The organism is Thalassotalea psychrophila, assembly GCF_031583595.1.
In the GTDB taxonomy this organism is placed as follows: domain Bacteria; phylum Pseudomonadota; class Gammaproteobacteria; order Enterobacterales; family Alteromonadaceae; genus Thalassotalea_A; species Thalassotalea_A psychrophila.
Map to the genome: position 1 here is coordinate 498,779 of NZ_CP134145.1, position 12,309 is coordinate 511,087.

Annotated in this window: 8 protein-coding genes; 5 read left to right on the plus strand and 3 right to left on the minus strand. The window is 40.1% G+C overall.

The genetic code is table 11. The features are described from left to right. The first annotated feature begins 594 nt into the window (after nt 1–594). Both RGQ13_RS02200 and RGQ13_RS02205 read left to right on the plus strand, forming a co-directional pair. Complete coding sequence (locus RGQ13_RS02200) at nt 595–4,137, plus strand: immunoglobulin-like domain-containing protein (protein WP_348391923.1); 3,543 nt, start codon at nt 595–597, stop codon at nt 4,135–4,137. Between the two features lie 363 nt (nt 4,138–4,500). Next, nucleotides 4,501–4,779 (plus strand): PspC domain-containing protein, encoded by a 279-nt coding sequence (locus tag RGQ13_RS02205; RefSeq protein ID WP_348391924.1) that lies wholly within the window; start codon nt 4,501–4,503, stop codon nt 4,777–4,779. Nucleotides 4,780–5,092: 313 nt separating this feature from the next. Here the strand turns inward: RGQ13_RS02205 and RGQ13_RS02210 are convergent, their stop codons facing one another. The 3 genes from RGQ13_RS02210 to RGQ13_RS02220 all read right to left on the minus strand — a co-directional run bounded on the left by RGQ13_RS02210 (nt 5,093) and on the right by RGQ13_RS02220 (nt 8,842). Next, nucleotides 5,093–5,785 (minus strand): DUF4386 family protein, encoded by a 693-nt coding sequence (locus tag RGQ13_RS02210; protein ID WP_348391925.1) that lies wholly within the window; start codon nt 5,783–5,785, stop codon nt 5,093–5,095. A 96-nt stretch (nt 5,786–5,881) separates the two neighbouring features. Further along, nucleotides 5,882–7,804 carry a TonB-dependent receptor plug domain-containing protein gene (locus RGQ13_RS02215; RefSeq protein WP_348391926.1) on the minus strand — a complete coding sequence of 641 codons (1,923 nt, stop codon included), beginning with the start codon at nt 7,802–7,804 and terminating at the stop codon, nt 5,882–5,884. A 132-nt stretch (nt 7,805–7,936) separates the two neighbouring features. Next, nucleotides 7,937–8,842, minus strand: a complete 906-nt coding sequence (locus RGQ13_RS02220) for a GntR family transcriptional regulator (RefSeq protein ID WP_348391927.1) — start codon at nt 8,840–8,842, stop codon at nt 7,937–7,939. A gap of 301 nt (nt 8,843–9,143) precedes the next feature. Here RGQ13_RS02220 and RGQ13_RS02225 point away from each other — a divergent pair, with 301 nt between their 5' ends. From RGQ13_RS02225 to RGQ13_RS02235, 3 genes are read left to right on the plus strand one after another with little or no spacing between them, the layout of a single operon-like run. Then, nucleotides 9,144–9,245 carry a twin-arginine translocation signal domain-containing protein gene (locus tag RGQ13_RS02225; RefSeq protein ID WP_348391928.1) on the plus strand — a complete coding sequence of 34 codons (102 nt, stop codon included), beginning with the start codon at nt 9,144–9,146 and terminating at the stop codon, nt 9,243–9,245. 13 nt (nt 9,246–9,258) lie between these two features. Next, complete coding sequence (locus tag RGQ13_RS02230; RefSeq protein WP_348391929.1) at nt 9,259–10,734, plus strand: sulfatase family protein; 1,476 nt, start codon at nt 9,259–9,261, stop codon at nt 10,732–10,734. Continuing rightward, nucleotides 10,731–12,254, plus strand: a complete 1,524-nt coding sequence (locus RGQ13_RS02235) for a sulfatase-like hydrolase/transferase (RefSeq protein ID WP_348391930.1) — start codon at nt 10,731–10,733, stop codon at nt 12,252–12,254. Before RGQ13_RS02230 ends, RGQ13_RS02235 begins: the two co-directional genes overlap by 4 nt. Nucleotides 12,255–12,309 lie beyond the last annotated feature (55 nt).

Consider the following 12,309-nt stretch of genomic DNA (forward strand, 5'->3'; position numbering starts at 1 on the left):
TTATATGTAAATGTCTAGTTGGTGTGTTTGTCTAACATTAATGTCTTGACCAGTTTAATGGTTGTGTAAATAAACTTTAGCCATTAAACAAAATATTAAGCTTGCTATGCATTGTAGTGCGACAGGAATGAAAAAAGGCGTTGCCGATAATTCATCGCACTGTTGAATCCCTTCGACTTACTTTAAAAGATTACAGACAATAACTTTTATTGGTTGCTTGCTAATGTTTCAATAACTAAAGCCCGTGGCACTCCTTATACGCTTGGCTGTAGTAGTGAAGTGGTTAGCTAACTCCTAATAAGTCTGTCCAATCTGTAGCAATAATCACTTTAAAAAATAAACGATAAAATTAACTTAATAAAGCAGAGACTAAAATGAAAAATCAACATACCTTAGAAGCTTTGGCAATTATTTTCACTTCAACAGATCTTTTAGTGGACAAAAAACAAACATAGGGATATGTTATATGTAATAATACAGTGAAGGGCGTGTAAAAATACTGTAAAGCTATAAAGCTATAAAGCTATAAAGCTATAAAGCTATAAAAATATAAAAATATAAAGTTCTAGATGAACATCATCAATGGGGAATACAATGTCGAATAAATTTAAATATAATAAAAACCATAAGGCTAGTAAGCTTGCGGGGGCGATAACGCTGGCTTTACCACTTTCCCTGTTGTCTGTTGGCTCGGCAAATGCGGCTTTTCCGACATTTGAGGACGAAGAGAAATATTACAACCATGTTGCTTCAAGCGTGCCAGGTAAAAATTTAATTGTTAACCCGTCTCTTAGTATTGCGAATTGTGACGAATATGAAGATGCGGTTAAAGCTGCCGTTTCTGTTGCTTGTACAGGTACAGACGGAAAATTGTGGAGCTGGACGGAAGACTTAACCTCTGCATCAGGAGGAAAAGATAATGGTGAGCATTATGCTCCTCCAGGAGCAACTGTTGATATTGCTAAATTGGGTAAACTGGGTAAAAATAAAACAGCCAAACTAAGCGAAGCTATCGCTGTACAAGGTGTTAGCGAAATTTATGTTGAATTTTACTTACTTCATAATGACTTAAACGGCGACGAGGGGGCAAAGTCTGAAGTTAACTTGGTACTCGATGGTGCCGTTATTCCTATAACAGAGTATACAGTTCATAATACAAAGGACTTTACAGCATGGGCTTATACTGTTGATGCTAATGATGGACTCACATTAGTTGATGGCAAGTATACCGGTTCAGTTAACGTCGAATTTATTAATTCTAACACTAATAAAACACTTTTCGATAATGTCTTTTTAAGTACCGATGTAGTTATTCCTCCTGCATTTATTAATACTCCTCCTGTGATAAGTGGTGCAGCTAATGTTACGGTGCCTTCTTCAAGCCTTGACAGTGCTTTAATTACTGATACGAGCATCGTTGACTTTTTAGCCGCGGTGAGTGCGAGCGATGTTGATGACGGTACGCTTACCGTTACCAACGATGCCCCTGATGTTTTCCCCTTGAGTGATACAGTAGTTACCTTCACTGTTACCGATAATAATGGTAGTACGGTTACCGAGCAAGCAACCGTTACTGTTGTAGACACGGCGCCAGTAATGACCCTAAATGGTAATGCTTCTGTATTTACCCAACAAAATATCACTTATGAAGACCAAGGCGCTACCGCTGTAGATAATGTTGATGGAGATATCACCGAAAATATTGTTACTACTGGTACGGTTGATACAGCAACGCTGGGTACTTACACCATTACCTATACCGTCTCTGATGGGGTCAATCCTGATGTGGTGAAAACCCGTACAGTTAACGTTGGAGGGCTGGATACCGATGGCGATGGTGTTTCCGATGATGACGATGACTTCAAACTCGATGCCGCAGCCAGTGTAGACACGGATGGTGATGGCTTTCCAGATGCGTGGAATGAGAATAAAAGTGCCGATGATTCAACTACAGGCCTTAGCTTAGATACCGATATCGATGGTGACGGCGTATTAAATGAAAATGATGCCGATCCCTTTGTCGCTGTTGCTCAGGCAGACGATCTCGATAGAGACGGTGTCCATGATGATGTTGATACCGATGGGGTGAATATTACAGATGCTGCCACAGCGTTAGAAGCGGCTATTTTAGCCAATGGCGCGATAAGTCTTGATGCCACAGACATTGACACAGATATTATTCCAGTTGTTACCGCCTTTGTTAGCCAGGTATTAGCTGATGCGAATGTAACTGACGTCGCCATTGATGCTATTAGCGGTGATGCGATAAGACGATCAGGATCTCATGAGCTAATGGTAGACCTTATTAACACCGTCGGCTCTTTGACGTCTTTTGACCTAGTATTGAACATCACGCCGAATGTGACTATTCCGCAAACTGTATGGGTAAAAGCCGATGAAGAGATTGCCATTAACCTGACTTTATCTGGTGATGCAATATCATACCCAGTAACCTTTGATTACCGATTCGAAAGAATCGTCGATGAAACTGTTGTAGAAGCTGATGAAAATGCAGAAGCTGATTTGGATGCAAATTTGATTGAAGCAGGTGCTTTATCAATTGAATCAGGTCAGGCGCATATGTTGAAGCTACCAGGACAAATGGATGGCGGTTATCAAGTGGTATTCTCTGAAGGTATTGATAGGAACGCGGCCATTGTTGGCAATGCAGTTACTGTAATTAATGCGGTAGAAAATATTGCTCCGGCATTAGATTTTGCTCTAAGAAATGATGATTCAGTGGTTACTGTACTCGACCAAACTGCAACTGATGCAGAAATTGCTATCACTATCACCGATGTTGATATGTTCACTGAGCATAACGTGGTAGTTACCCTAAATGGCGAAGAAGTGTTTACAGCCATCAATGATATTAATAACCCAGTGATCCTTGTTCCCCTTGATATAGCAACATTAGGTGCAGGTGAACACGAGTTGCAAGTTGTAATAACTGAAATTGCAACCGATGAGTTATATAGTACTCCACTAACCATTCCATTGACTATTTTAGCTGCCTTACCTGTGCTAGAAGACACCATCCAAGTTGAGCTAGAGGATGGTAGCTTTGAAGACGTAATTGTTGATACAGATGGTGATGGTATCTCGGATGCAGAAGAAGGTTTTGGTGATAGCGATAGTGACGGCATTGCCGACTACCTAGATGGCACAAATGGTGTTAATGAGCAAACTCTTTCTGTCGCTGTTGTTACTACCGATGATAATGGAGAAGAGGTAGTAACAATAGAGGAAACTAGCATCACGGTTGAAGATGGCTTAACCATTGCGATTGGTGATACCTTAAAAGCGTTGGAGTCAGGTTTATCTGCTGATATTGGTGCTGAAGTAAGCGTTGAAAACTATGCTGAAGTGTTGCAAGTAACTAATGATGCTAAAGCAGTTGTTGAAGCTTCGTTAGAGGATGTTAGAGGGTTCTTGATTCCTTTAGTTGACTTTAAAATAAAAGGTGTTGATGCGGGCGCTACGGTGAACATGAACATCAAACTACCTACTGCGCTACCGAAAAAATCTGCTTACCGTAAAGTTCAAGACGACGGAACGTTAGTCGACTTTGATACCACTAATGGTGACTCTATCATGTCGGCAATGAGTGATAATCAGGGGGACTGTCCTGCAGCTGATTCAGCTGATTGGCAAGCAGGATTAGTTAAAGGTAACGATTGCGTGAAAGTTGCCATTGCTGATGGTGGCCCTAATGATGCGGATGGTAGAGTCAACGGTGTTATTGTTGACCCGGCAGTTTTAGTTGAGGTGAAGACTGCGCCAGCAACGACAGTAAGTGCTGATTTGTCTACTATTAAATCTGGTGATTTAGTTACATTAACGGCAAGCTCAGCCAATCCCGAAGGCGACGAACTAACTTACACTTGGGTCGAAACTTCCGGTGCAGATATAACGCTTACTGGCGCTGATAGCAAAGTAGCAACCTTTACCGCCCCTAATGCTAATGCTACGTTAACGTTCGAACTTACCGTGAGTGGTCCATTTGAACCAACTACGACAAGCTTGTCAGTAGATGTTACCAAGGCTAATAACGACAGTGGTGGTAGCTTAGGTACCAGCGCGTTATTGCTCTTAGCTGGTTTGATTGGTTTGCGTAGAAGAGTAAAGCGTAGCTAAAACAAGTCAAGTTTAAGCGATTAAAAAGGAGCCTTAGGGTGGCCTGATAACAAATTAGGGACCTACAAGGTCCCTTTTTTATATTCAAATAGAAATAAACTATATGTTTCAATCAGTTAAAAACACCGAAGCACATTGCCACGTAGTGTTAGTTAACATTCTATATTTAAAACAATTAGTTAGACATATTTGACAACTATTTGAATATCATTAGGATATAGATATAGATATAGATATAGATATAGATATAGATATAGATATAGATATAGACGCGTGGTTCTACTTCAGCTTTGAGCGATTAAGCGACATACGCTGTTGAATATACACCTGCATTTTACGCAGCGAAGTAGGCGTTTCCTATTAATGAAATTGTTAGATGCTAGGGCATATGGAGAGCCAATGGAACACTCAGGTAAGTTAACACTAGGAACAAGTCCATTTATCGCAGGGGTTTGCGATGGATTAGCAAATCAATTAACGGTCGGCGTATTTTCTGTTCGATTAGTGTTTATATTATTTTCATTCTTTTTAGGAGGAGGTTTACTTGCCTACCTCTTGCTTTACATACTTATGCCGCGACATGAAAGTGTTGGTGATATTCGTAGAAAAGAGTTGAAAAAAACAACTAACAGCCTGTTGTGAGCGATTGAGAGACGTACACAATTTAAGAAAATATTCACCGTCATTGCGGCGTAGGCCGCAACCTCCAAACGCATGCTGTGGATCTAAAAAATAAATTATAAATATTGAAACCTTACACAAGCTCCTGAAACATAATTCTTTCAAGGCACGCTATATCCGAAAGGGGGTTGCGGCCTTCGCCGCAATGACGTGGTTAATTGTTTCTGAGTATGCCCTGATGCTTGAAGGTTAAACGTCTCTGATTGGCACTTTTGAGACGTTCAATAGATTCTGAAACAAGTTCAGGAAGCTGCATTTTTTAATCAACTTGGTATTACTCCAAGTTACCTTTGATAAGAAAAATACCAATCAATATAGACCAGATGGGGCCAAGAAGAATATTAGCAGTAAGGCCAAGCAGGCTTAAGGCTTCAATATTGAAAACGTTCCCAACGGTATTGAGAACCAAAAACACACCGATTGCAAAAGCGAAGTTCCCGACGCCCATGTGTTTTGAACGGAGCAGGTACCCAATACCAAGGAACCAGATTGCACCAGCTAGGTTTTGAAGGACGCCATGAAGGCCCTTTTCCGCAATAGCGTTAACCACTTGAAATTCAATTACAAGAAATTCCCTGGCTGCTGTTGAAGCGACTTCAAATTGGTCAATTAGAAAAGGCCATGTGGCTGCTAAGATCGCTGATCCGGTAGCGCCCAGGATAAGATAAATCAATCCACTGAGAGTATACAATTCTGCAAAGGAAGAATTGACCGATTTAAGCCACTGGAAAAGTAATAGAGCGAGCGGAATAAGTAGGAGATAATTGCCTAGCATATTAAACCAGTAACTCCAGCGAATAGCATTCCCTGCCGTCGAACCAGCCGCAATCAGGGAAGACGTATCTGAAAAAACCTCAAAATCATAGTTAACACCGGACAAACCAACGACCAGGCTGAGAAGGGCAAGTACACCAGCCGTAATGGCAAAAATGGCGGTTAACTTTCGAAACGAGTTATCAATATTCATTTAAGATCCTTTAAAGAGCAATTTATGCGGGACTTACGCAAATTACTGTCATCTATTCCTTTAACCATGCCTTTTGTTTAACGTTAAGTCAGTACTTTAGAATTCCTTACTTAAGCTTAAAGTCAGACTACGACCGGTGTTATTAAAGCCAACGGCTTGTTCTTTGTCATTATCCAGAATGTTTTTTGCATGTAAGCGAAACATCAAGCTGTCAGTTGGCGTCCAGGCTGCAGATAAATCAAGGTGGTTGTATCCTGGTAATTCAATCATTCCTGTTGGAACTGAACTGTCGTAATAATCATCATTTGCCACCAGACGACCAGTAAATGAAAGTTGCTCGGTAGCTTGGTAGTTAGCTGTCACACTGGCTTTTAATTCTGGTCGTCTCCTTAATACCACTCCGACTTCATCGATATCGACCTTATTATACGTAAATTGTCCAGAGAGGCTTAATTGCTCATTCGCTTGATAAGCTAAGTAGGCTTCAACACCTTCAGCGGTGACTTTAGAGCGATTGACATTGGTAAATGCAATCGGATCAAAATCGACTAGGTCGGTGAAAGTGTTTTTGTAGATGCTGAACCGAGTAGTCAAATTACCAGTGAAGAAATTACTGTCAATGCTGAGGTCATAATTTTCACTTTGTTCAGGTTTCAACTCCGGATTGCCAACAAAAGGGTGCGCTACAGCGAAAAAACTAGGAAGTTTAAATCCTTCACTATATTGTGCAGATATTGTGCTCGTTGAGCTTAGTTGATAACGACTGATCAAACGAGCGGTAGTCACATCGTTTTGCTTCGTGTTGTCATGACGAATACCTAAAGTGAAATGAAGTGATTCAAGTGGGTCAAGTCGGGCCTCAACAAAAACAGACTCGGTTTCTCTTTCCAGGGTATAGTCAGCAGGCATAGGGAAACCAAAGTCGATGATACTCTTCATATCGCCATCCTCTTTTGCATAGGCTGCTCCTAAGGCGATAACTGCGCTTTCTGATATCCCATAGCTAGCCGTTGCACTGAGATCCAAGCGTTCATAATTACTTATACTGTCTATTGCCGGAACACCGTCAAGTACGCCTGGTGCTATTCCTGGATTTGAAATATCTTCCTCACGCTTGGACCAGGCACTATTGAAATCCAACTTAATAGATTCACTGAGGCTATGTTGCACCTTAGCATTTACATTGGTTTGACTAAAATCACGTATTTCAGGATCACGGATCACGGCAAGACGATCACCGCCACTATCTTCAGGGAAAGTGGCAGCTTCGCCATCTGCATAGAAAAAGCCCAAATTCCATTGGCTATCACTGTCAGCCATTGAAGCAAGGGAGGCGATGACTTCCTGGCGCTCAAAGGCATCGCCAAAGGTGCTGTCGTCACCGTCTTGAACTGAACCAATCACGCTTAATTGGGCAATTTCAGCAAGCGCTACACCAAAGTGAACGGAGCCGCCATACATGCCATTTGAGCCAACTTTAATACTGGCTGTTCCGTTGCGCTGTTCAGAAAACTTTTTGGTTTCGATACTAATCACACCTGCTAAGGCATCACTACCATAAACGGTTGATAAACTGCCATAAAAAACATCAACCTTGTCGATTACCGTAGGATCTATGGTACCCAGATCAAAAGCGCCCCCTCGGCTGTTCGTCGGATCGTTTACCTTGACGCCATCTATCAATATCACCACAAAGTTTGGATCGCCACCACGTACAGACAAAAAAGTTAGTCCGCCCACGCCGCCTTGTTCAAAGATATCAATTCCGGGGACGCCGGCGAGTACATCGGCAAAGCTGTTGGGTGCTAATGCTGCAATTTCTTCGGCAGAGATGGTAAATTTTGGCAGACTGGCGGTATCACTAGTATCGGGAATATGGGTGCCGGTTACGGTAAATACTTCTATGCTGCTATTGTCTGTATTAATGCTTCCTGTGTTATTAGCTGTGGCACTTAGTGCGATAGGGGAGCAAGTCAATAGGAGAGTGCCGGTTAAACGGGTAAATGATAGATATTTCATGTTCTCAAAAAGATTCCTGGAAAGTTATTTAGATTTATTTATTATTGTTATTTAGATTTATTATTATTATTTAGCAGCAGTCAAAGGCTTGAAAAACTTCGCCTTAGTCTATGCGTTTATTTAATTAAACATCTAGCTTTCTAAGCCATGAACACAACGAAGTAAGGTCGTTTCAGCAGATTGTAAATGCCTTTCCATACTCATAATTGCACCTGCGGTATTGTGGGTGACGAGGTTATTTAATATTTCTATATGCTCATTGATCGCAACAGTAAATCGTTCAAGTTCACCGGTTTTATCCCATTGATAATGATAATGACAAACGAAAGAAACTATATCGTAAAATTGATTAGTGAAGCGATTTTTGGAATTCTGTTTGATTTTATAATGTAACGCTTTGTCTAAATCGGGGAATTCATGATAGCGGTTTTCAATATCATCTCTAACTTCTTCATGAGCAGTAAGTAAATCTCTCAACTCCTGCCAAACCAGATCATGTTTAGGTAATTTTAATAATTCAGTAATAGCTCGCATTTCAACCATTTGTCGAAATGAAACTAGTTCACGAGCAAAATCTTCATCAAATTTCACCATTTTCCAACGACCACGTGGTATTTTTTCAATTAAACCATTGTTCGAAAATTTGATCAGAAACTCTCGAACCGTAATCGTGGTACAGTTAGAATTTTTAGCTAGACTTAACTCAGAAAATCTATCACCAGGTAATAATTTTCCAGTATTAATAAGGCTTAGAAAATACTTTTCTATTTGAATATCTTTAGTGGAGTTTTTATCTTTAATATCAAAATAATCACCTTCAATAGGTTGGCGTAATACCACCTTATTTGCGCCATCTCTTTCTACAATGCCCTGTTCACATAAGTGTTCAACACAGGCTCTAACAGTTGTTCTACTAATACTTAACAACTTCGTTAGCTCAATATCATTTGCCATGATGTTTTGGTTCGCTGGCAAAGCAGATATATGCTGAAGCATCTGATTTATTGATTGCTTAAATAGATAGGTTTTACCACTCACACTTGCTTCCTTGTTTCTTTTTAATTTCACTTGTTTGATATACTAAAACACTTCAGATTTGAATTTGTATGATTATATATCAAAGTGTATTTTATATTAAATTCTACAGTGATTTTTCGATTAAAGCATAGGATTGTTGCAAATGCACTATATTTTTAATAAAAAAATACAGTTCAAATGTCTTGAAATTGACATAGCTTTACACTGTTAACGGTTGACTTGTTGAAATAGCTACGGTAGTGTTTATTTTTCTATATATAAATAAACACTATGCAGTTGGCTGTTAGTCATTAGAGGGTACATGAAGAATTTTAGTCGTAGAGATTTTATCCAATTAAGTGGTGCAGGCATAGCTGCAACGGCATTTCGTGAAATTGGTCGTCGTCGCGCTCAAAAAGCCTAAAGGAAGTGTGTAGGTGAATAGTTATATTAAGCTTTTTGTTCAGTGCGCTTTTCTTACCATAATAAGTTGGCCAGCATTTGCAGTTGGTACTAGCAATAATAAGCCTAATATCATCCTTATTATGGCTGATGATCTAGGTTATGGTGATACCGGTTTTACCGGTAACAACATCATTAAAACGCCAAACCTAGATCAAATGGCGAAAGAAGGCGCCATCATGACTAATTTCCATGCTGGTGCTCCAGTATGCTCTCCAACACGTGGCACTTTTCTCACCGGCCGACATCACCATAGATACGGTATTTTTTATGCCAACGTTGGTCACCTGCCAAAAGAAGAAATTACTCTTAGCGAAATTCTTAAAGAAAATGGCTATACCACCGGCCATTTTGGTAAGTGGCATTTAGGTACCCTCAGTAAAGAATTCTCACCTAAGGGCAAGAAACGAAAACCATTAGAAAATTTCTCTCCGCCAGCCTGGCATGGCTATGATACTTCCTTTGTTACAGAGTCAGCGATTGCACTATGGAACCCAGGACAAGGGCGCCGAGCTGTCAACAATCCGTTTTGGCAAGATGGTGTAGCACTTGAACCGTCCGATCCCAGTTTAAAAGGGGGCGCTAGTAAAGTAGTGATGGATAGGGTTATGCCTTTTATTAAGCAAGCAGTAACAAATGAACAACCATTTTTTACTGTTATTTGGTTTCATGCGCCGCATATGGATGTGGTTGCTGGACCTAAATATTTGGCACAATATAAAGGCTATGGTGAAGCGGCACATTATTATGGCGTGGTCACTGAAATGGATGAACAAATAGGACGTTTACGTGAAGAATTAAAGCGTTTAGGCGTTGATAAAAATACCTTAATAACTTTTACCAGTGACAATGGCCCGGAAGGTAAAAAAGCAAAAGGCAGAACCGCCGGTGTTACCGATGGTTTAAGAGGTCGAAAACGAGATTTATATGAGGGTGGTGTTCGTGTTCCAACCCTTGCTCTATGGCCTGACAATATTGCAGCGGGCAGTGTTATTACTACTGCCGCCTCTACTTTAGATTATTTGCCTACTATTAATGAAATTATCGGCTACCAAATGCCTGATGAACGGCCGATAGATGGTGAAAGTATTTTGTCATTATTGGTCGGTGATAAAGCTAACCTTGTAGGTTCATCGCCAGTACAGCAAGTGTCTAAGCGTTCTAAAGCCATTCCTTTTTATGCCAAAGGTAAATTATCACTCCTTGATGGCGACTTTAAGTTAGTCACTAGTGTTAACAATATCGATAAATCAGAGCTGTATAACTTAGCGACGGATCGCCGCGAAATCAACGAAATATCCGCTAAACACCCACAACAAGTTAGCATCATGACTCAATACCTAAAAGACTTTATCGCTTCGGTAAAAGCGAGTCATCGAGGGGAAGATTACCCTAAACAAAATTTCATACCGGTTGATAGTTGGCCAAAATATAAGAAGAGTAAAATATGAAGATGGTTCAGCTGGTTATGGTATTTATTCTGTTTGTCAGTCATTTGGCAAATGCTATTGATGGTAAAAGTGATAAGCCACTCAATGTCTTATTTATCTTAACCGATGACCAAGCAATAGATACCATTGGCGCCCATGGCAATAATCGTATTTCAACGCCTAATATAAACAGTTTAGCTAAAAAAGGAATGAGTTTTACCCATGTATTTAATCAAGGTTCATGGTCACCAGCCGTGTGTGCACCTTCTCGTCGGATGATAAATTCAGGTCGCCATATCTTTCATACCGGTATGGGGCCGAATAACCATAAGCAAGGTAATGATGCTAAAGACTTTAAAATGTTTGGCGAAACTTTTAAAGAAGCAGGCTATACCACCTTTATGTCGGGTAAATGGCATTTACCCATGCCGATTTTTGAACGAAGTTTTACCGAAGGAAAAGCAGTATTTAAAGGTGGCATGGCTCATTTAAAAAATGGTGGTCAATGGCAAGCTGACTATGTTGATTATAATGATAAAGCCAAAGGTGATGAAAAATATCATGCTTACAAAGGCGATAAACACAGTAGTGAAATGATTGCAGAAGCGGCGATGGACTTCTTATATCAGCAACAAGCAGCAAACAAAAAAGCCAATCCGTTTATGATGTATGTAGCTTTCTTAGCGCCTCATGATCCGCGTCAGTCACCTGATAGTTATGTTGCTCGTTACCCTGGCAATTCAATTAATTTACCGATCAGTTTTTTACCCGAACATCCCTTTGATCAAGGCGATCATTATATTCGTGATGAAAACTTAGCGGATTTTCCCCGCACACCGGCAGTGGTAAAAGAATTTATTGGTGAGTATTATGCGATGATAGAGCACATGGACAGCCAGATTGGTCGCGTGCTTGAAGCACTTGAAGCCTCTGGTCAGGCTGATAATACCTTAATTGTTTTTACCTCTGATCATGGTTTAGCAGTGGGTAAACATGGTTTGTTAGGTAAACAAAATCAATATGATCATAGTGTCAGAGCGCCATTTATTGTCAAAGGTCCGAATGTGCCACAAGGTAAAACGGCCAAAGGCATGTTTTATATCAGTAGTGCGTTTCCAACGGCGGTTGACATGGCAGGGCTTAAAATCCCTGAATCGGTACAAATGCCAAGTGTCGCTGCCTTAATCAGAGGCGAAAAGGTACGTGGTGACAAAGACACTATGTTCGACAGCATCTATAGTAGTTACCGTCATTTTCAGCGTATGCTCAGAACAGATGATTATAAATTGATTTATTATCCTCATCTTAAGAAAACTCAATTATTTAATATGCAAACTGATCCTAATGAATTGGTTAATTTAGCAGACAATCCTGAACATACAAAACGCATATCAGCAATGATGGTTAAGCTTGAATCATGGAAACAAATCGTTGCAGATCCCCTAGATAATAATGATATTGAGAACAGTTTTAAAGTAATGGGTGGTGTTAAAGACAAAGACCATCGTTCGAGAGATAGGAAAAATAAAGCAAATCATTAAATCGCTAAAACAGACACTTAGATGTTAAAACCGCAATACGAACTTATAAAAATAA